At 35.5% G+C, this 22,130-nt stretch carries 17 protein-coding genes, 2 tRNA genes and 2 rRNA genes; 17 read left to right on the top strand and 4 right to left on the bottom strand.

The annotated features are described in order from the left end of the window. Positions 1-16: 16 nt before the first annotated feature. Positions 17-1,156 carry a radical SAM/CxCxxxxC motif protein YfkAB gene (yfkAB, locus tag SSP_RS04545; protein WP_002482853.1) on the bottom strand — a complete coding sequence of 380 codons (1,140 nt, stop codon included), beginning with the start codon at positions 1,154-1,156 and terminating at the stop codon, positions 17-19. 202 nt (positions 1,157-1,358) lie between these two features. Here yfkAB and SSP_RS12965 point away from each other — a divergent pair, with 202 nt between their 5' ends. The 7 genes from SSP_RS12965 to SSP_RS04575 all read left to right on the top strand — a co-directional run bounded on the left by SSP_RS12965 (position 1,359) and on the right by SSP_RS04575 (position 6,933). Continuing rightward, entirely contained in the window at positions 1,359-1,535 is a 177-nt protein-coding gene (locus tag SSP_RS12965; protein WP_002482854.1) for an SE1561 family protein, read from the top strand. Positions 1,536-1,626: 91 nt separating this feature from the next. Further along, complete coding sequence (locus SSP_RS04550) at positions 1,627-2,145, top strand: type 1 glutamine amidotransferase domain-containing protein (RefSeq protein ID WP_011302786.1); 519 nt, start codon at positions 1,627-1,629, stop codon at positions 2,143-2,145. 261 nt (positions 2,146-2,406) lie between these two features. Next, on the top strand, positions 2,407-3,219 hold the full coding sequence (sgtB, locus tag SSP_RS04555; protein ID WP_011302787.1) for a monofunctional peptidoglycan glycosyltransferase SgtB: 813 nt from the start codon (positions 2,407-2,409) through the stop codon (positions 3,217-3,219). A gap of 213 nt (positions 3,220-3,432) precedes the next feature. Then, a complete protein-coding gene (gene recX / locus SSP_RS04560) occupies positions 3,433-4,251 on the top strand; it encodes a recombination regulator RecX (protein WP_011302788.1) in 819 nt (272 codons plus the stop codon). Beyond that, the gene (locus SSP_RS04565; protein ID WP_011302789.1) at positions 4,229-4,543 is read left to right on the top strand and encodes a YfhH family protein; all 315 of its coding nucleotides are present in this window, start codon (positions 4,229-4,231) and stop codon (positions 4,541-4,543) included. The genes recX and SSP_RS04565 overlap by 23 nt, the downstream gene beginning before the upstream one ends. A gap of 14 nt (positions 4,544-4,557) precedes the next feature. Next, positions 4,558-6,090 carry an ATP-binding cassette domain-containing protein gene (locus SSP_RS04570; RefSeq protein ID WP_011302790.1) on the top strand — a complete coding sequence of 511 codons (1,533 nt, stop codon included), beginning with the start codon at positions 4,558-4,560 and terminating at the stop codon, positions 6,088-6,090. 9 nt (positions 6,091-6,099) lie between these two features. Continuing rightward, positions 6,100-6,933, top strand: coding sequence for a sugar ABC transporter permease (locus SSP_RS04575; protein WP_011302791.1), 834 nt, complete (start codon positions 6,100-6,102; stop codon positions 6,931-6,933). Positions 6,934-7,006: 73 nt separating this feature from the next. Here SSP_RS04575 and SSP_RS04580 read toward each other — a convergent pair whose 3' ends face one another. Continuing rightward, positions 7,007-7,984 carry a metal-dependent hydrolase gene (locus SSP_RS04580; protein ID WP_011302792.1) on the bottom strand — a complete coding sequence of 326 codons (978 nt, stop codon included), beginning with the start codon at positions 7,982-7,984 and terminating at the stop codon, positions 7,007-7,009. A gap of 119 nt (positions 7,985-8,103) precedes the next feature. On the opposite strand from SSP_RS04580, the gene mutY reads away from it, so the two are divergent. The 3 genes from mutY (at position 8,104) to SSP_RS04595 (ending at position 11,694) form a co-directional block, all read left to right on the top strand. After that, positions 8,104-9,150: an A/G-specific adenine glycosylase gene (gene mutY / locus SSP_RS04585; RefSeq protein WP_011302793.1), complete on the top strand. Its 1,047-nt coding sequence runs from the start codon at positions 8,104-8,106 to the stop codon at positions 9,148-9,150. Positions 9,151-9,220: 70 nt separating this feature from the next. Beyond that, a complete protein-coding gene (locus SSP_RS04590) occupies positions 9,221-9,763 on the top strand; it encodes a nucleoside tri-diphosphate phosphatase (RefSeq protein WP_002482863.1) in 543 nt (180 codons plus the stop codon). Between the two features lie 194 nt (positions 9,764-9,957). Next, positions 9,958-11,694, top strand: a complete 1,737-nt coding sequence (locus tag SSP_RS04595; protein WP_011302794.1) for an ABC transporter ATP-binding protein — start codon at positions 9,958-9,960, stop codon at positions 11,692-11,694. Between the two features lie 284 nt (positions 11,695-11,978). On the opposite strand, the gene SSP_RS04600 is transcribed toward SSP_RS04595, so the two are convergent. After that, entirely contained in the window at positions 11,979-13,073 is a 1,095-nt protein-coding gene (locus tag SSP_RS04600) for an FUSC family protein (protein WP_011302795.1), read from the bottom strand. Positions 13,074-13,148: 75 nt separating this feature from the next. Then, positions 13,149-14,438, bottom strand: coding sequence for a glutamate-1-semialdehyde 2,1-aminomutase (locus tag SSP_RS04605; RefSeq protein WP_002482866.1), 1,290 nt, complete (start codon positions 14,436-14,438; stop codon positions 13,149-13,151). 82 nt (positions 14,439-14,520) lie between these two features. Here SSP_RS04605 and SSP_RS04610 point away from each other — a divergent pair, with 82 nt between their 5' ends. The 7 genes from SSP_RS04610 (at position 14,521) to SSP_RS04640 (ending at position 22,118) form a co-directional block, all read left to right on the top strand. After that, positions 14,521-14,976: a peroxiredoxin gene (locus SSP_RS04610; RefSeq protein WP_011302796.1), complete on the top strand. Its 456-nt coding sequence runs from the start codon at positions 14,521-14,523 to the stop codon at positions 14,974-14,976. A 6-nt stretch (positions 14,977-14,982) separates the two neighbouring features. After that, complete coding sequence (locus SSP_RS04615) at positions 14,983-15,933, top strand: phosphoglycerate dehydrogenase (RefSeq protein WP_011302797.1); 951 nt, start codon at positions 14,983-14,985, stop codon at positions 15,931-15,933. A 95-nt stretch (positions 15,934-16,028) separates the two neighbouring features. Continuing rightward, positions 16,029-16,475 carry a peroxide-responsive transcriptional repressor PerR gene (perR, locus tag SSP_RS04620; protein ID WP_002482869.1) on the top strand — a complete coding sequence of 149 codons (447 nt, stop codon included), beginning with the start codon at positions 16,029-16,031 and terminating at the stop codon, positions 16,473-16,475. A gap of 700 nt (positions 16,476-17,175) precedes the next feature. Continuing rightward, a 16S ribosomal RNA gene (locus SSP_RS04625) occupies positions 17,176-18,728 on the top strand. Between the two features lie 100 nt (positions 18,729-18,828). Continuing rightward, positions 18,829-18,905: transfer RNA gene (locus tag SSP_RS04630), tRNA-Ile, on the top strand. 21 nt (positions 18,906-18,926) lie between these two features. Continuing rightward, positions 18,927-19,002 (top strand) — tRNA-Ala (locus tag SSP_RS04635). Between the two features lie 193 nt (positions 19,003-19,195). Further along, positions 19,196-22,118 (top strand): 23S ribosomal RNA (locus tag SSP_RS04640). Together the 16S and 23S rRNA genes with 2 tRNA genes alongside form the textbook arrangement of a ribosomal RNA operon. Positions 22,119-22,130 lie beyond the last annotated feature (12 nt).

Consider the following 22,130-nt stretch of genomic DNA (forward strand, 5'->3'; position numbering starts at 1 on the left):
AGTTATACGTTGCATTTCAACGATGCATGATTTTCTCATTCTTTTTAAAATCCGTATTAGGGTAGTACATGTTTTTAACAAGTACATTGGGTCCAAGACAACTAAATTCGGAACAATGACAATTAAGTGATTGAGCTAAAGGTGTCGCAAGCCAATGGTTAAATACGTCTGGTAATTTATCATGTTTAATGTTAGAAATAGTACCATTTTCATCACCAAAGTCAGTAACTATGACGTTACCTGTAAAAACATTCACATTCAATCTATTGCGTCCATCAGGGTCATTTCTCATCGTTACATTCGGTGTATCTCTCAGTCTTTGCAATAAGGCTTGATCATTTTCATCTTTGATACATGGATAAATAGGTAATGTACCAAATAGCATCCATAAATTTGGATCACGAATATCTAAAATATGATGGATTGCTGTTTTCATCTCTTTAAGAGAAAGCACTTCTAGTTGGCTAGCAAAATCAGCAGGGTACATGGGATGAATTTCATGTCTTTGACATTTCATATCATGGACAATCTCATTATGTATTTTTTCAAGATGGGGTACAGTGCTTTGATTTAACATCGTTTCGGCAGAAATAAACATACCTTGTTGAGATAAGGTACTGGAATTAGATAACATTTGTTCATACAGTCTCAGTTTTGCTTTTAATGGAGGTTGCTTGTCCATGGCACCAAATCCTACATCTGTAAACTCATCAATTGTTCCCCAATTATGTGAAATATGCATGACATCAATATATTCAGCAATATCTAAATAACGATCTAATGGTAAAGTTAAATTAGAATTCATTTGAACATAGATACCACGGCTATGTGCATATTTTAACAAGGGTTTTACAACATTTCTTATGGATTTTTTTGAAAACATAGGTTCGCCACCTGTGATAGACATGGTTTTAAGGTCTGGAATTTCATCTAAACGGCGATAAATTAAATCCATAGGTAACGGGTCTGGGTCTGTGGTTTGCAATGTATAACCGACAGCGCAATGACTACAACGCATATTACATAAATTCGTCGTCGTAAATTCGATATTACTTAACGTCAAACGATCGTGTTCTTGCATATCATTGTATGCTTCCCACGGGTCGTTATGAATTGAAATTGGTTTCTTAACATTTGATGCATACAAATTCAACATAATTAAAACTTCCTTTTTTAACTTTTATCTGCTATGAGTATATACTAAACTTTATTTGTATAGGGAACGGTGTATACAAATTTATGAATAATCGTATGTGTCTCACATCTAATATTTCATCTTAATATTATTAAGACTATACCAAATTTTGTCAAATCCATGTTAGGATTATACTATCTTATAAAAAGGAGTCATTTTTAAAATGAATGAAAATCAAACAATTGATCAAATTAGAGCAAGATTAGAAAAATTTATTGATGATATCGATCACGTAAATCCGGACGAAGTGCGCGTAGAAGATATAGATGAGTGGATTGGTTTGCTCGATCAACTTGAAGAAAAAGTTAAAACTGTTTCAAAATCATCAGAAGATAAATAAGTTAATTGAATGCTATCTTAGGCCGATGTTTAAACTTTCAAGTTTTAGTCTATATATAACGTAGAACATAAATAGAGAAAGGTGATTATTAATGGCTAAAAAAGTAGCAATCATTTTAACAAATGAATTTGAAGATATTGAATTAACTAGTCCTAAAGAAGCGATTGAAGAAGCGGGACATGAAACAGTTGTTATAGGTGATCAAGCGAATAGTGAAGTCGTAGGTAAACATGGCACAAAAGTTGCGGTAGACGTTAGTATTGCTGACGCAAAACCTGAAGACTTTGATGGTTTATTAATTCCTGGTGGCTTTTCTCCTGACCACTTACGTGGCGATGCTGAAGGCAGATATGGCACTTTTGCGAAATACTTTACTAAAAATGATGTACCAGCATTCGCAATTTGTCACGGACCTCAAATTTTAATTGATACAGATGATTTAAATGGACGTACTTTAACTGCAGTATTAAATGTGCGTAAAGACTTAGCAAACGCTGGCGCACAAGTTGTTGATGAATCAGTTGTAGTAGATAAAAATATCGTTACAAGCCGTACACCAGATGATTTAGATGATTTTAATAGAGAAATTGTAAATCAATTAAACGATTAATATGTATAGGTAAGTAATTAAAATAGTTTTTCGTGAGTTAGTTCATAACTGGAAGCGATAGGTAGTATAAAATACCTGTCGTTTTCCAGTTTTTTTGTTGTCTAAGTTGGACATAATAACCAAAAACGCATTGTTGTAAAACTCCATGTTGATACATTCATACACCCTTGGACCGATTTTTGCATTTAGCTATAGATAAACATTTAAACTATTGATACACTCACTTATAATGATATGAGAGCAACATAAAGGAGCTACCGTATGAAAAGAAGTGATCGTTATAAAACGTACAACAAACCAAACGACTCAAATGACTCAAATCAATTACATCATAATACGTATTTTAAACCTGTGAATAAACCGCAGAAAAAGAAAAAAGGTAAAGGTATCATTTTAAAACTACTCATTCCCATCTTAATTATTATTGGAATAATCATCGGCGTCATGTATGCATTATCACTTAGAGCTGATACAGATGAGTTGAAGAATATAACAGAAAAAGAATCTTTTGTTTATGCATCAGATATGCGAGATTATACAAAAGGTGCTTTCATTGCTATGGAAGATGAACGCTTTTATAAACACCATGGTTTTGATGTGAAAGGAACTTCACGTGCATTATTTTCAACATTGAGTGACAAAAGTGTCCAAGGTGGAAGTACCATTACCCAACAAGTAGTTAAAAACTATTACTATGATAATGAACAGTCAATTACTAGAAAAATTAAAGAGTTGTTCGTGGCACATAGAGTAGAGAAAGAATATGATAAAAATGAAATTTTAAGTTTTTATATGAATAACATCTATTATGGGAGTGACCAATACACGATTGAATCTGCTGCTAATCACTATTTTGGGGTAACGACTGATAAAAACAATCCAAATTTACCACAAATATCGGTATTACAAAGTGCTATATTAGCAAGCAAGATAAATGCCCCAAGTGTATATAATATCAATGACATGTCAGATAATTTTACTAACCGTGTTAAAACAGATTTAGAAAAAATGAAGCAGCAAGGATATATTTCAAATAGTCAATACGAGAATGCAATTCAAGAACTAGGTGTTTAATATCAAAATAGCGCTTAATTTTTAATGGTATTTATAAGAGAGATTTAAAAAAATAAAAATAACTAAGTGTGAGGGTACGAAATCAAAAAGAGTGATTGATTTTGTATCCTCACACTTTTTAGATTAATAAATCTTTAAGCATTTTAATTAAGCTAGTCACTATGATTCCATTACCAAACAATATGCGTTATCCTTAGAGGTGGAGTGAGGATAATGCCTAAAATTACAAAAATAGAAGTACAAAAGAAAAATAAAGAGCGTTTTAATTTATATTTAGATGAGGAATTTGAAATGGGTATCGATATGGATACTTATGTACATTTCAATTTAAAAAAAGGTCAAATCGTTGATGCTGCTGACATGGAAAAAATCCAAAAGTATGACCAATATAGACAAGCAGTGAATGTAGCAATTCAATTTTTATCATATAGAAAAAGAACAGATCATGAAGTGATACAACATTTACAAAAGAAAGAAATTTCCGAATCTGTTATAGCAAGTGTCATTGACTATTGTCATGAGCAAAGACTAATCGATCATGAAGACTACGCTAATAGTTTAAAAAACACTATGATACTTACTACAGATAAGGGGCCAGGTATTTTCAGACAAAAATTGAGAGATGCTGGTGTTGAACAAACAATTATTGATGTATATGCTGAGCGTTATGAGAACGAACAACCAATGGAAGATATTATTAAAGTTGCAAATAAAATATTAAAACAAAAAAAAGGTCCTACAGTTAAAAGGAAAGAAAAACTATCGCAAGCTTTGATGCAAAAAGGTTATAGCTTTGAAATAATAAAAGTAGTGATGGATGAAATGGACTTCTCACAACCTGAAGCAGAATTAGACGGTTTGTTACAACAAGAACTAGAGAAGGTTTATAATAAATATTCAAGAAAATTTTCAGGCAGAAAATTAATTAATAAAACAATAGAAGGTCTTATGAGAAAAGGCTATAAATATGATAAAATTAAAGCTAAACTGGAAGAGAGTGGTATTGTAGATGGAACAGAAGAAATTGAGTGAAATGAGTGAGGTTGAGTTACGTCACGAAATTCAAGGCTACAAAGAAAAAATGAGGAAAGCAGAGATGAATGGCATATTTAATGAATATGATGTTTATCAAAGTAAGGTCATCATTGCAGAGAGCTATTTGGTAGATAGAACAAAAATAGAAATCGGTAGAATTTATAAGCTAAATGACGGGACTGAGAATTATTTTAAAGTTGAAAGATTAAAAGGTGTTTTTGCTTGGGGCTTTAGAATAAAAAGTGCAGAACCTGAAGAAGGTTTACCAATTGCATTATTAAAATTATAGAAGGATGACGATAGATGGGTAGTTCAATTATATTAAAGTTACTCAATGTAACTCATTATTATAGAAATAAAAAATCTAAAAAATGGTATTTACCATTTGGATATGATGCAGAAGATATTGAATTGAATAATATTAATCTACATATCTATCAGGGGGAAGCACTAGGTATTATTGGTGAAGGCGACTCCTCTAAATCTTTGATAGGGCGTTTATTAAGTGGTGAAATTAAACCAGATAAGGGTAAAGTTGTTAGAAAGAAAGATATATTTTTTGCAGATATCGAAGATAAATTGCTTCAATCTACGACGGTGATAGATTATGTGAAAAATGTAACCACGTTATTTCCTTATAAAACATCTGATCATAAAGTAGAACAGATTATTAAGTTTGCCCATCTTCAAGAAGATACAAATACACCTATTAAAAGTTTGACGGATGAAGCCTATGCGAGATTGCAATTCACATTAGCGAGAACATCAAAATCCAGTATTATTGTAATGAACCAAATACTGAGTTATTTAGATGAAAGTTACTTTGAAAAAGCGATTGAACTAACGAACGAATACATAAATGAAAATTTGACCATAATACTTATCGATGACAATATAGAACGAATTTCACGAACGAGTAATTATATTGCGTGGATTTCACATGGTCAGCTTAGAATGGATGGATCGCTTAACCAAGTATTACCTGCTTTTAGAGAACATGAAAAAGATCGGCTATCACTGACGAGTGAAGAAGAAAAATCTAATTTTGATGTTGATTGGAAAAAAAGCAGAACAAGAATCCCTGAGTTAACCTATAATTTCAAACGTATTGAACGCTATAATCATGCTAAGCCACCAGTAGCACTTGTCCGTTTTTGGACATTGTTTATTGTGTTCTTATTAGGTATGGTCATCATGGCATTATTAATGTTTAATGATTTAGGCAAGCTTGAAATAGGCAAAAATGATGATCAAACGACAATACAAAACCAGCAAAAAAATCCATATGAAGAAAAATTAGCATATGGCATTGTTTTAAAAGATGCGATAAGTTTAGAAAATATGTCGAATGGTAAAAAGATAAAAGCAGATAAATATGCTTTTGTTACGATAACAGGTGAAAACACAAAAAATTATCGTATTGAAATTGATAACAATAACTATAAAGTTGCAAAGAACAAGTTACGCTATTTTGATCCAGCAAGCTTGTTTGAAGAACATAGTGCAAGTGCATTAGCGCCCTATATGCATAAAAATTATAGTAACTATAATGAGTTCTTTAATAGCCATTTGCATAAAAAACATAGCACGGTGACCGATTCGCTCGTACCTGAAAGTGGTAAAGATGACCGTTTTGTTGTACCCATCGTTCAACAACCGATATCGATGTTATTTAATGATCAAAATAAATTAGTTGGTTTTACGATTCCTATAAAAGATAAACAAAAACTAAAAGAAAAATTTAATATTGAAACTAATTTTTGGATAACAAAATCGGGTGATGGGTATTTTATGGCAGATATGAAAAATAATAAATGGATTTATATCGAATTGTAGGTGTGAAAAATGATTGATAGTATGATTAACTATTTTATAAATACACCACATCTCATTAAACATGCGTACCATCGTTTGAAATCGCAATGGATGTGGTTAGTAATACCCTTTATAGTAAGTATGGTAGTACTCTTAATAATGATGTTGATATTTAAAATGAATGGTACGGAAGAAATTAAACAAGCACGGGGCTTTTTTAGATTAGCAGCGGTGATGAGTTTTACATATATTTGGATTGCGATATATCAAAGTTTTAACACATTTAAACATGATTACTTTACTGGAAAATTATTTAATATCAATCCAATTTTTCAAAATATTATCATAGCGCTATTGTTTAGTTTGGTGATGTTCATTTCACTTATAATGATTATTTTAGCTACACCCGTAAATATTGAAAGTTCGGTGCTATCTACATTATTCTTTGTTGCTATGTCATTAGTATTCATTGTAGTTATTTCTACAGTATTAGGTTTAATAGCGATTGTGAGTAACAAAATCAATATAATTTATTATATTGTAAGTGCAGTCATGTTTTTCATTGTTCCAATTATTTTCATACCTAATACAAATACGACATTAGTGTCGCATATTTTAATGCTCAATCCCTTATATTATTTAATTGAAGGGATTTCACAGTCGGTTGTATTAGGAACGCTGAGTCTAAATAATATACCACAGCATATATACTTCCTATTATTTTTAGCAATAGTGTGTGTCATTATTTATGCATTATATAGAAGTATTGCGCATAAAAAATATTCATATGTTGATTCATATAAGCAACAAGCAGAGAACGAAACTTCTGAAAATCTAGAAGATAAAGCAGATGAAAATAAATAATGTTAGTTACTTAAAAGATAAAAAACTGGAGGTTCACGTTAATAATAACGCGTACCTCCAGTTTTTAATTACTTTATTTAGCAAATAATTTACGCTGTAATTTATCTTCACTGAAAACCCAACCAATATAAGAATGATCGATAACCATATCTTCATCTAAATGTGCAATTGCAACAAATGAGTAATGACCATTTTTTAGATAACGTAAATCGATTAATCTAATTTCTGTGGTATTATCATTTAATTTGCGTGATTGCCAACGATATATTGACGAGAAATTAAGAAATGTTTTAATATTTTTATCGTCTTTTACATATTGCATTAAATCATCACTTGGGAATGATTGACGTTTCGATTTGTCACTAAATACGATGTTTCTTCCATAGCTACGACCAACATAATCGTGCATTTCCGTTTGTACTGCGACGCGCCATTGCATAAACCTTATTGTTGGTGCAACAAATACTTTTACAGGATTGTGTTCTTGTTTAATTTGTCGCAATGCTTGTTGTTTTATAATCGCTTGCATTCTAAAGCGAATAATATAATATACAACAAGTATGCCAACGATTGGGAAAAATGCGAGATATGGATGTACGCCAACGATCCACAGTAATATACCTATACACCATAATACAAATATGATTGGATCAAATGTATTAATAACACTGAGTTGAATCCATTTATTTGTAATGGGTCTAAGTGCTTGTGTACCATAAGAATTAAATATATCCACAAATACATGAAGAAATACGGCAAGTTGCGCCCATAACCAGACATGGGTCGTATCTACATTTTTAAAGAATGTAAATATTAATAATGTAATGAACAAAGGCCATAAAATTGTAAAAGGGATTGAATGTGTGATGCCTCTATGATTTGATATATAAGTAGCATTATCTTTTAATTTAAAAACGGTGTCACCATCCGGAATTAATGAACCAACTACTAAAGTTGTAGCAGTGGCTGCAAAAGATCCCGCCATGGCAGGGTCTTGGGTCGCTAATGCTGTGAGTCCGATACCCATGACAATATGTGTTCCTGTATCCATAAGTATTCACTCATTTCATGTCTATAATATATTCATTATAATCTAATACGTCCAATATTAAAAATAACACACTATATATCATATAGAAAAATTTTAGAAAATAGAAAGTGATGTGCTTTATGCTTAATGAACCAAAATTCAAAAAAAATCTAGTTGACTGGTTTAATAAAAATCAGAGAGAGATGCCATGGCGAGAAACTTCAAATCCATATTATATTTGGTTAAGTGAAGTTATGCTCCAACAAACACAAGTTAAAACGGTAATAGACTATTATCATAAATTTATTGATCGATTTCCTACTATTGCAGATTTAAGTAATGCACAGGAGGATGAAGTGCTTAAATATTGGGAGGGGCTCGGTTATTATAGTCGTGCTAGAAATTTTCATACTGCCATTCAAGATGTACATCATAACTTTGATGGAGAAGTACCGAATCATCCAGAAACGTTCGGGAAATTGAAAGGTGTAGGGCCATATACTCAAGCTGCTGTAATGAGTATCGCATTTGATTTACCTCTAGCAACGGTAGATGGCAATGTATTTAGAGTTTGGTCGAGGCTAAATAATGATACACGAGATATTAAATTACAATCTACTAGAAAGGCATTTGAAAAAGAGTTACAGTCTTATGTCGAAAGTGACGCTGGTACATTTAATCAAGCTATGATGGAATTAGGCGCATTAGTTTGTACACCGAAAAATACGCTGTGCATGTTTTGTCCCGTACAAGAGCATTGCGAAGCATTTTTAAACGGTACAGTTGAAACATTACCTGTGAAAACCGCTAAAGTTAAAAAGAAACATATTAAGCAACATGTTTACATCATTAAAACGCAAGATAATGAAGTATTAATTGAAAAACGTATGCAAAAATTATTGAATAATATGTGGGAATTTCCGATGTATGAAGCGGAAGCGGAACATCAAATTAATTCAATTTTAAATACAAATATCCAATTTTCAGAACAACCAGCTTATAAATTGAAACATCAATTTACACATTTAACTTGGGACATTGAAGTTTATTTAGCAGATCAGGTAATTAATAACAAAGATGAAATAAGTTTACCTAACAATATGAAGTGGATGAATTTAGATGAAAAAGAAGATTATAATTTTCCAGTGAGCATGACAAAAATATATAAATTTTTATTATCGCATTGATAGACTCGGTGTAGTCTACTTAGTTATGTTATAATTTATAATGTGAAATTAAGAAAAGGTGGTGTGGAGCATGGTAAAAGAATCCATACCTAAAGAAGGTCAGACAATAAAAATACAAAGTTATAAACATGATGGGAATATTCATCGTGTTTGGTCTGAAACTACTATATTAAAAGGTACGGAACATGTTGTAATAGGTGGAAATGATCATACGCTTGTCACAGAGAGTGATAGTCGTACTTGGATTACGCGTGAGCCAGCAATTGTATATTTCCATTCAGAATTTTGGTTTAATGTGATATGTATGTTTAGAGAAGATGGCGTCTATTATTATTGCAATTTATCTTCACCGTTTGTGTGTGATGATGAAGCGTTAAAATATATTGACTATGACTTAGATATTAAAGTATATCCAAATGGTAAGTATCATTTATTAGATGAAGATGAATATGAACAACATATGAGACAGATGAATTATTCTTCAGATATTGATGTCATTTTAAGGCGCAATGTAGATATCTTACAACAATGGATTGAACAGAAAAAAGGTCCATTTGCTCCTGATTTTATAAAAGTTTGGCGTGAACGATATAAAAAAATTAGAAATTATTAAGCACATTTAATGTTTTTAATTAAATTATCCTATATAGTGGTATGCGTGTAATTAATAGCAACCAAAATCTTTTATTTGAAAAATGGTATGGCAAATGAACATAAACAATTAAAGATCGTCCGTTTATAGCAGCCTCGTTGAAATTCAGCGCAGGCTGTTTCATTTGCGAGTAAGTGTGGGGAGGAAATAAATTTATGATTCGAAGATATTTACAATTTGTAAAACCATATAAATGGCGAATCATTGCTACAATTCTTGTCGGAATTTTAAAATTCGGTATTCCAATGTTAATTCCATTATTAATAAAGTATGTTATTGACGATATCATAAATAATGGAGCGATTACAGCGGAGGAAAAATTCACTAGATTAGGTATTGCATTGGGCATTGCAGTATTCATCTTTGTAATTGTAAGACCACCAATTGAATTTTTAAGACAATATTTGGCGCAATGGACAAGTAACAAAATTTTATATGATATACGGAAAAGATTATATAATCATTTACAAGCATTAAGCGCACGTTTCTATGCTAATAATCAAGCAGGGCAAGTTATTTCAAGAGTGATTAATGACGTAGAGCAAACAAAAGATTTTATATTAACTGGTCTAATGAATATATGGCTAGATTGTATAACGATAGTTATTGCATTGACGATTATGTTTTATTTAAATGTAAAACTGACGTTAGCAGCATTAGTTATTTTCCCTGTGTATATATTGACTGTATATTTCTTCTTTGGGCGTTTAAGAAATTTAACCAGAAAAAGATCACAGGCGTTGGCTGAAGTTCAAGGATTCTTACATGAACGTGTTCAAGGTATGTCAGTAATTAAAAGCTTTGCAATTGAAGATAATGAAGCACAAAATTTTGATAAACATAACCAAAATTTCTTGCAGAGAGCGTTTAATCATACGCGTTGGAATGCGTATTCATTTTCAGCAATTAATACTGTGACAGATGTTGGCCCATTAATTGTTATTGGTTCGGGCGCTTTCTTAGCTATTAATGGATCTATCACGGTTGGTACTTTAGCTGCGTTTGTAGGATATTTAGAACAATTATTTGGTCCATTACGTAGATTAGTGTCATCATTTACTACATTAACGCAAAGTTTCGCATCCATGGATCGTGTTTTTCAATTGATGGATGAAGGTTATGATATTAAAAATAAAAAAGGCGCACTTCCGCTTGAAATTAAAGAAGGCGATATCGAGATAAACGATGTGAGCTTTAAATATAATTCAGAAGAAGCAACTATATTAAATAATATTAATTTGAAGATTAATAAAGGTGAAACAGTTGCATTCGTTGGCATGAGTGGCGGTGGTAAATCGACATTAATTAATCTTATTCCGAGATTTTATGATGTTTCAGGCGGAGAAATTAAGATAGATGGTACGAACATTAAATCTTATTTAACTGGCAGTTTGAGAAATCAAATTGGATTAGTACAGCAAGATAATATCTTATTCTCAGATACAATTAAGGAAAATATCTTATTGGGTAGACCAAATGCTACGGATGAAGAGGTTATTAAAGCAGCGAAAATGGCTAACGCACATGATTTTATTATGGAACTTTCTGAGGGTTACGATACTGAAGTCGGGGAGAGAGGCGTTAAATTGTCAGGAGGACAAAAACAACGTGTATCCATTGCGCGTATCTTCTTGAACAATCCTCCAATCATTATCCTAGATGAAGCAACAAGTGCATTAGATTTAGAAAGTGAATCTATCATTCAAGATGCATTGACAGTATTGAGTGAAAATAGAACAACATTAATTGTTGCACATAGATTGTCGACGATCACACATGCAGATAAAATAGTGGTAGTTGAAAATGGTGAAATTGTAGAGGTTGGTTCCCATGAAGCTTTATTAGCTAAAAAAGGTGCTTACGAACATTTATATAGTATTCAAAATTTATAAATATTCGTTACTCAAAATAATCAATTAATATGTGAACAATTAAATCTATAAGTTATATTTAATTATGTTAATGATGTTTATAAAAATTAAAAAAAAGCGAGGCAAACTAATCAAACTGAATCAGTTTTGATATTTGTCTCGCTTTTTTATACACAAAAATCGTTCGTTTTATCTTTGTTAACTAGATAATAAGGTATTTTATACACGGCATATCATTGTGGAATGACGCTTGATAAAAAAATCGCATAGTACAGCTTATGTTAGCTGCGCTATGCGATAATTAGTTATAAATCAAAATCTTCGTCTAAAATATCAATTTCATTGTCATTGTTATGGTATGAGAAGAAACTAATACGTAATCTGTCTAAATGTTCTAATGTGTAACGATATTCTTCAATAGCTGAAATGATTTGCATGACATTTGCGTATGAATACATCGTTTGATAAGGATTTCTAATAAGTTCCTTTTGGAAGGCATCCATTAGTTCTTTCTTTTGTGGATTTTCAATTTGATTTTCAAATTGGCCCACGTCATACTTTGCTTTTTTAGAAAGGCTAATAAATATTTGTTCATGATATGCAATCAACGTATCAATTTCTAATTTAATCTGTAATAGCAATTCATGATTCAAATTGTGTAAATCGTTTTGGTAGCGATTCATTTTTTTCAGCACGTCATAGGCATGACGCGTACTTCTAACCACTTCTTTAAAAAGTATTTTTTTCCTGTTTTGGGCATACGTTTGTTTTTTAGTTAAAGGTCGTTCTTCTTCATAATAAACAAATGTTTGTTCTAGTTTTTTAATTCTACCACTAATTACGCCTCTATCTTCTTTAATATGATGGTACTCAGATGTATCATTTAAGACTAATTTGAACCAAACAAAAATATCGGAACAAATATTTAAAGAGTTGTAATAAATTTTTGATTCGAATTTTGGTGGTAAGAATACTAGGTTTACGATTGAAGAACTGATTACACCAATCATAACGAGCGCAAAACGATAAAATGCAGAAACATAAAAATCTCCTGTGTGTTGTCCCATAATAATTAATGCTGTCACACTAGCTAAGGTAGCAACATGTGCTAAATTAAAGCGGAAAAGTACAGCAATTAATAATATTACGGTTACACCCATAATTACAACATTATCTCCAAATACCGTAACCATTGCTACAGCAAGTAATGCACCAAAAACATTACCTATTGCTTGGTCAGAAACAGTTTTAATTGATCGAAATACGCTAGGCTGCATTGCAACAACCGCACTGACCCCAGCAATTGCTTTCAAACCAGCTTCATTAGGTAGTAGAGAAGCGATAAACAAAGCAAGTATAATGGCTATACCTGTCTTGAGAATACGGGCTCCTAATTTCAAAAGTACCGCTCCTTAATATATTAATAATAATTGTGTTTATACTTGTTATACAATTATTAGCAGTAAATTTCAAGTTTATTTCATTTGACTAAAAGCATAATCGACAGCTTTTAACGTAGAATCGATATCTTCTTCTGTATGTTCAGTAGTTAAGAACCAAGCTTCAAATTTAGAAGGTGCTAAGTTTATACCTTGATTTAACATTAGTTTAAAGAATTTAGCGAAAGCTTCTCCATCTGAATTTTCTGCTTGGTCATAATGAACAACCGTTTCATTTGTGAAATATAGCGTAAGTGCCCCGTATACTCTATTGACTGTTGCTGTTATATTGTGTTTGTTAATTAAAGAAAGTAAACCATCTTCTAATCGTTTACCTAGTGCATCTAATTGTTCATAAACACCGTCTTGTTCTAATACTTCCAATAATGCAATACCGCCTTTCATTGAAAGGGGATTACCAGCCATTGTTCCAGCTTGGTATGCCGGACCTAATGGTGCTACTTGTTCCATTATCTCTTGTTTGCCACCATAACCACCAATTGGGAGTCCGCCGCCAATAATTTTACCGAAAGCAGTTAAATCAGGGTAAACTTTATATAAATCTTGAGCGCCACCATAATGGAAACGGAAAGCAGTAATGACTTCATCGTAAATAACAAGACTTCCATTATTGTGTGTAATTTCGTTAACTTGTTCCAAAAAGCCTTGTTTTGGCTCAACCATACCAAAATTACCAACGATAGGTTCAACTAAAACAGCGGCAATTTCATCTCCCCAATAATCGATTGCTTCTTTATAAGCATCTATATCATTGTATGGAACGGTAATGACCTCTTGAGCCACACTCAATGGTACACCTGCTGAATCTGGCGAACCCAATTGTGATGGGCCACTACCAGCTGCAACTAAAACAAGATCAGAGTGTCCATGATATTGACCAGCAAATTTAACTATTTTATTGCGTTTTGTATAAGCACGTGCTACACGAATTGTCGTCATAACGGCTTCAGTACCAGAATTGACGAATCTAATTTTTTCTAAGGAAGGAATAGCATCGCGCAATTTTTTTGCAAATTCTATTTCTAATTCAGTTGGCGTGCCATATAGTATACCTAACGCTGCTTGTTCTTGTATTGCTTCTGTAATATGTGGATGTGCATGACCAGTGATGATAGGGCCATATGCTTGTAAATAATCTATATATTTATTACCATCCACATCGTATAAATAAGCGCCTTTACCTGAACGCATCATTACAGGTGCGCCACCACCTACTGCTTTATAAGAACGCGATGGAGAGTTAACGCCACCCAAAATGTATTCATCAGATAATTTCTGAAGTTTTTCACTTTCAGTAAATTTCATTATTATCAACCTCTTTTAATTTAATATTTTCGCTTATTATCGTATCATAAAATTAATCATAAAAAGAAATAGGGTGAGTTATATGTTGAAAAAAGGAGATCAATTTCCTTTATTTGAATTAGAAAATCAAAATGGTGAGCTAATCACGAATGAGACGATTAAAGGTAAAAAGGCAGTTTTGTATTTTTATCCAAGAGATAATACACCAACATGTACTACAGAAGCGTGCGATTTTAGAGATAATATCGCTTTATTTAATGAACTTAATGCCAGTGTCTATGGCATTAGTGGTGACAGTAAAAAGAAACATCAGAATTTTAGTGACAAATTAGATCTAAATTTTGACTTACTTGTAGATACAGATTATAAATTATCTGAAGCGGTTGGTGTATATCAACTGAAAAAATCATTTGGAAAAGAATCCATGGGTATAGTGAGAACAACCTTTGTAATAGATGAAACTGGTCAAATTATTGATATAATTGAAAAAGTTAAAGTGAAAACGCAAATAGATGAATTAAAACAAATCTTGGGGTGAGCATAAATGAAAGCAGTCAGTCTAATGAAATTGGGCGATTTAGAAAATGAATTGAAAGCACGCTTTCCAAATGTAGACTTTGTGTTTAGCAATGGTCTCTCAGATATAGATGACAAGGACAGAGAAACTTTAGAAATATTATTTGGTTATGATGGTAAATTGGATGAATCGTTTTTAAAACAATGTCCTAATTTAAATTGGATTGCTTGGTATGCCACAGGTGTAAACAACTTGCCTTTAGAATACATAAGCAAGCATAATATTAAACTAACGAACGCTAAAGGTGTACATGCAAAACAGATGTCGGAGTTTATATTTGCGTACATATTAGATGATTATAAAAAGATGAGAACTTCCTACATAAATCAAAAAAATAAATATTATGATTCTTCGTTAACTGGATCAAGATTAAGTGGAGAAAAGATATTGTTTATAGGAACAGGAAGCATAGCTCAACAAACAGCGAGAATTGCAAATGTTATGGGCATGACAGTGATGGGTGTTAATACAACTGGACATACTATTGAAGGGTTTAGTAAGATATATCCAATCAATGAATTGAAAGAAGCGTTGCAGGAAGCGAATATTGTAATAAACACTTTGCCAGAAACCAAAGATACAATTCATCTACTTGAAAGAGAGCATTTTGAATGTATGGACCATAATTGTCTTTTTATCAATGTAGGCAGAGGCACAGTAGTTAAAGAAGAAATTTTAATAGAAGCTTTAAAAGAAAAATTAATTAGACATGCATACTTAGATGTATTTGAAAATGAACCATTGCAACCGAGTAATGAGCTATATCAATTGAATAATGTAACGATTACAGCGCATATTACAGGTAATGGTAATGAAAATAAAAGTGAAGTGACAGGTATATTTGAGAAAAATTTAAAATCCATTCTCAATAACAATGAACTAATTGAGAATGTCGTAAATCCTTTGAATGGCTATTGATGTGTTTATAGCTTTGTTTATTGACATTTCCCCACGTGAACAGTTATATTAATATTAAGTAATAATAATTCTTAAATAGAAAGATGGTGAGGGGAATGAGTGCAGAGTTGGAAACGATAGAGCATCAATTAGAGGATTCGATTACTTCATTGAGAAATAATGGTGTAAGAATCACTCCACAGAGACAGGCAATTCTTAAATTTTTAATTGCTTCACATACTCATCCGACAGCAGATGAAATTTATCAAGCACTTTCACCTGATTTTCCAAATATAAGTGTTGCTACTATATATAATAATTTACGTGTATTTAAAGATATTGGTATCGTTAAAGAACTTCCTTATGGAGATTCTTCGAGTCGTTTTGATTTTAGTACACACAATCACTATCACGTTATATGTGAACAATGTGGTAAAATCGTTGACTTCCATTATCCACAACTAGATGAAGTGGAACAGTTAGCACAACACGTAACAGACTTTAATGTAACGCATCACCGTATGGAAATATATGGGTTATGCAAAGATTGCCAAGATAAATAAACTTGATGATGAGAAATAATTAAGCAAAGCTATTTTTAAAATCAATTTTAATCATGAAGAAGGGACTTACTGAATAGTAAGTCCCTTCTTTCACTTTTAGTTATTATAGAAGTAAGTGATTTAATAAAGTGCATTTTTAAAAAGGTGAATTTAATTTTTCAACATTAACTAATATGAATTTAACTTAATGATAATAAGAAAAGGTAATAAAGTAATCAAAATGTGAAATTGGTTATACAATCTATTTACACAAAATAAAATTTAAATACATTTAAACGATATTTGGTAATATCCGTAGTAAAATTAAACTAAAAAGATCTGTATTTTTTATTGACGGTTATAAATAATCTTGATATTATGTAAAAGTCGTCAAAACACGACGTACTGCAATATAAATCGAATCAACAGAAATTATCAAAAGTGTAAATTTGACACTTGTTAATATAGTTGAAAGATAATACAATATTAAATGTTGAGTTAAAAAACGCAACAAACTTAATAAAAAATAACAAAAATTTATTGTTGACTTAACAAAAACTTAATGTTATAATAAATTCTTGTAACGCATTAATGAACATTGAAAACTGAATTGCAATATGTCAACGTTAATTCCGAACACAACATTAAATTGTTGGTTCAAAACAAGTGTTAGAAATAACACAAATTAGTATTTTATGAGCTAATCAAACATCATAATTCATTTATGGAGAGTTTGATCCTGGCTCAGGATGAACGCTGGCGGCGTGCCTAATACATGCAAGTCGAGCGAACAGATAAGGAGCTTGCTCCTTTGACGTTAGCGGCGGACGGGTGAGTAACACGTGGGTAACCTACCTATAAGACTGGGATAACTTCGGGAAACCGGAGCTAATACCGGATAACATTTGGAACCGCATGGTTCTAAAGTGAAAGATGGTTTTGCTATCACTTATAGATGGACCCGCGCCGTATTAGCTAGTTGGTAAGGTAACGGCTTACCAAGGCAACGATACGTAGCCGACCTGAGAGGGTGATCGGCCACACTGGAACTGAGACACGGTCCAGACTCCTACGGGAGGCAGCAGTAGGGAATCTTCCGCAATGGGCGAAAGCCTGACGGAGCAACGCCGCGTGAGTGATGAAGGGTTTCGGCTCGTAAAACTCTGTTATTAGGGAAGAACAAACGTGTAAGTAACTGTGCACGTCTTGACGGTACCTAATCAGAAAGCCACGGCTAACTACGTGCCAGCAGCCGCGGTAATACGTAGGTGGCAAGCGTTATCCGGAATTATTGGGCGTAAAGCGCGCGTAGGCGGTTTCTTAAGTCTGATGTGAAAGCCCACGGCTCAACCGTGGAGGGTCATTGGAAACTGGGAAACTTGAGTGCAGAAGAGGAAAGTGGAATTCCATGTGTAGCGGTGAAATGCGCAGAGATATGGAGGAACACCAGTGGCGAAGGCGACTTTCTGGTCTGTAACTGACGCTGATGTGCGAAAGCGTGGGGATCAAACAGGATTAGATACCCTGGTAGTCCACGCCGTAAACGATGAGTGCTAAGTGTTAGGGGGTTTCCGCCCCTTAGTGCTGCAGCTAACGCATTAAGCACTCCGCCTGGGGAGTACGACCGCAAGGTTGAAACTCAAAGGAATTGACGGGGACCCGCACAAGCGGTGGAGCATGTGGTTTAATTCGAAGCAACGCGAAGAACCTTACCAAATCTTGACATCCTTTGAAAACTCTAGAGATAGAGCCTTCCCCTTCGGGGGACAAAGTGACAGGTGGTGCATGGTTGTCGTCAGCTCGTGTCGTGAGATGTTGGGTTAAGTCCCGCAACGAGCGCAACCCTTAAGCTTAGTTGCCATCATTAAGTTGGGCACTCTAGGTTGACTGCCGGTGACAAACCGGAGGAAGGTGGGGATGACGTCAAATCATCATGCCCCTTATGATTTGGGCTACACACGTGCTACAATGGACAATACAAAGGGCAGCTAAACCGCGAGGTCATGCAAATCCCATAAAGTTGTTCTCAGTTCGGATTGTAGTCTGCAACTCGACTACATGAAGCTGGAATCGCTAGTAATCGTAGATCAGCATGCTACGGTGAATACGTTCCCGGGTCTTGTACACACCGCCCGTCACACCACGAGAGTTTGTAACACCCGAAGCCGGTGGAGTAACCATTTATGGAGCTAGCCGTCGAAGGTGGGACAAATGATTGGGGTGAAGTCGTAACAAGGTAGCCGTATCGGAAGGTGCGGCTGGATCACCTCCTTTCTAAGGATATATTCGGAACATCTTCTTACGAAGATGCAGGAATAACATTGACATATTGTATTCAGTTTTGAATGCTCATTGGAGTATTCACATCGTGAATGGGCCTATAGCTCAGCTGGTTAGAGCGCACGCCTGATAAGCGTGAGGTCGGTGGTTCGAGTCCACTTAGGCCCACCATTGATTTTAATAAGTTTTTATGGGGGCTTAGCTCAGATGGGAGAGCGCCTGCTTTGCACGCAGGAGGTCAGCGGTTCGATCCCGCTAGTCTCCACCATGAAAAATTTTGTACATTGAAAACTAGATAAGTAAGTAAAATTTATGATTTTACCAAGCAAAACCGAGTGAATTAGAGTTTTTTAACAAGCTTTGAATTCAAAAAGAAATAATCGCTAGTGTTCGAAAGAACACTCACAGATTAATAACATTTTGGGTTTTCAACCGACTTGTTCGTGTTGAAAGTCAAAAAAGATTAAGTTATTAAGGGCGCACGGTGGATGCCTTGGCACTAGAAGCCGACGAAGGACGTTACTAACGACGATATGCTTTGGGGAGCTGTAAGTAAGCTTTGATCCAGAGATTTCCGAATGGGGAAACCCAGCACGAGTTATGTCGTGTTATCGATATGTGAATACATAGCATATCTGAAGGCAGACGCGGAGAACTGAAACATCTTAGTACCCGCAGGAAGAGAAAGAAAAATCGATTCCCTGAGTAGCGGCGAGCGAAACGGGAAGAGCCCAAACCAACGAGCTTGCTTGTTGGGGTTGTAGGACACTCTATACGGAGTTACAAAAGAACAGACTAGACGAATCATCTGGAAAGATGAATCAAAGAAGGTAATAATCCTGTAGTCGAAAGTTTGTTCACTCTTGAGTGGATCCTGAGTACGACGGAACACGAGAAATTCCGTCGGAATCTGGGAGGACCATCTCCCAAGGCTAAATACTCTCTAGTGACCGATAGTGAACCAGTACCGTGAGGGAAAGGTGAAAAGTACCCCGGAAGGGGAGTGAAATAGAACTTGAAACCGTGTGCTTACAAGTAGTCAGAGCCCGTTAATGGGTGATGGCGTGCCTTTTGTAGAATGAACCGGCGAGTTACGATTTGATGCAAGGTTAAGCAGTGAATGTGGAGCCGTAGCGAAAGCGAGTCTGAATAGGGCGTTGAGTATTTGGTCGTAGACCCGAAACCAGGTGATCTACCCATGACCAGGTTGAAGTTCAGGTAACACTGAATGGAGGACCGAACCGACTTACGTTGAAAAGTGAGCGGATGAGTTGTGGGTAGCGGAGAAATTCCAATCGAACCTGGAGATAGCTGGTTCTCTCCGAAATAGCTTTAGGGCTAGCCTCAAGTGATGATTATTGGAGGTAGAGCACTGTTTGGACGAGGGGCCCTTATCGGGTTACCGAATTCAGACAAACTCCGAATGCCAATCAATTTAACTTGGGAGTCAGAACGCGGGTGATAAGGTCCGTGTTCGAAAGGGAAACAGCCCAGACCACCAGCTAAGGTCCCAAAATATATGTTAAGTGGAAAAGGATGTGGCGTTGCCCAGACAACTAGGATGTTGGCTTAGAAGCAGCCATCATTTAAAGAGTGCGTAATAGCTCACTAGTCGAGTGACACTGCGCCGAAAATGTACCGGGGCTAAACATATTACCGAAGCTGTGGATTGTCCGTAAGGACAATGGTAGGAGAGCGTTCTAAGGGCGTTGAAGCATGATCGCAAGGACATGTGGAGCGCTTAGAAGTGAGAATGCCGGTGTGAGTAGCGAAAGACGGGTGAGAATCCCGTCCACCGATTGACTAAGGTTTCCAGAGGAAGGCTCGTCCGCTCTGGGTTAGTCGGGTCCTAAGCTGAGGCCGATAGGCGTAGGCGATGGATAACAGGTTGATATTCCTGTACCACCATTATTCGTTTTAAGCGATGGGGGGACGCAGTAGGATAGGCGAAGCGTACGATTGGATTGTACGTCCAAGCAGTGAGATTGAGTGTTAGGCAAATCCGGCATTCTTAAGATTGAGCTGTGATGGGGAGAGGAAATTGTTTCCTCGAGTCGTTGATTTCACACTGTCAAGAAAAGCCTCTAGCTAGAATTGTGGTGCCCGTACCGCAAACCGACACAGGTAGTCAAGATGAGAATTCTAAGGTGAGCGAGCGAACTCTCGTTAAGGAACTCGGCAAAATGACCCCGTAACTTCGGGAGAAGGGGTGCTCTTTAGGGTTAACGCCCAGGAGAGCCGCAGTGAATAGGCCCAAGCGACTGTTTATCAAAAACACAGGTCTCTGCTAAACCGTAAGGTGATGTATAGGGGCTGACGCCTGCCCGGTGCTGGAAGGTTAAGAGGAGTGGTTAGCTTCTGCGAAGCTACGAATCGAAGCCCCAGTAAACGGCGGCCGTAACTATAACGGTCCTAAGGTAGCGAAATTCCTTGTCGGGTAAGTTCCGACCCGCACGAAAGGCGTAACGATTTGGGCACTGTCTCAACGAGAGACTCGGTGAAATCATAGTACCTGTGAAGATGCAGGTTACCCGCGACAGGACGGAAAGACCCCGTGGAGCTTTACTGTAGTCTGATATTGAAATTCGGCACAGCTTGTACAGGATAGGTAGGAGCCTGAGATACGTGAGCGCTAGCTTACGTGGAGGCGTTGGTGGGATACTACCCTCGCTGTGTTGGATTTCTAACCCGCACCATTTATCATGGTGGGAGACAGTGTCAGATGGGCAGTTTGACTGGGGCGGTCGCCTCCTAAAGAGTAACGGAGGCGCTCAAAGGTTTCCTCAGAATGGTTGGAAATCATTCATAGAGTGTAAAGGCATAAGGAAGCTTGACTGCGAGACTTACAAGTCGAGCAGGGTCGAAAGACGGACTTAGTGATCCGGTGGTTCCGCATGGAAGGGCCATCGCTCAACGGATAAAAGCTACCCCGGGGATAACAGGCTTATCTCCCCCAAGAGTTCACATCGACGGGGAGGTTTGGCACCTCGATGTCGGCTCATCGCATCCTGGGGCTGTAGTCGGTCCCAAGGGTTGGGCTGTTCGCCCATTAAAGCGGTACGCGAGCTGGGTTCAGAACGTCGTGAGACAGTTCGGTCCCTATCCGTCGTGGGCGTAGGAAATTTGAGAGGAGCTGTCCTTAGTACGAGAGGACCGGGATGGACATACCTCTGGTGTACCAGTTGTCGTGCCAACGGCATCGCTGGGTAGCTATGTATGGACGGGATAAGTGCTGAAAGCATCTAAGCATGAAGCCCCCCTCAAGATGAGATTTCCCAACTTCGGTTATAAGATCCCTCAAAGATGATGAGGTTAATAGGTTCGAGGTGGAAGCATAGCGATATGTGCAGCTGACGAATACTAATCGATCGAAGACTTAATCAAATTTTAAATGTT

Origin of the sequence: Staphylococcus saprophyticus subsp. saprophyticus ATCC 15305 = NCTC 7292, from assembly GCF_000010125.1 — a bacterium.
Taxonomy (GTDB): domain Bacteria; phylum Bacillota; class Bacilli; order Staphylococcales; family Staphylococcaceae; genus Staphylococcus; species Staphylococcus saprophyticus.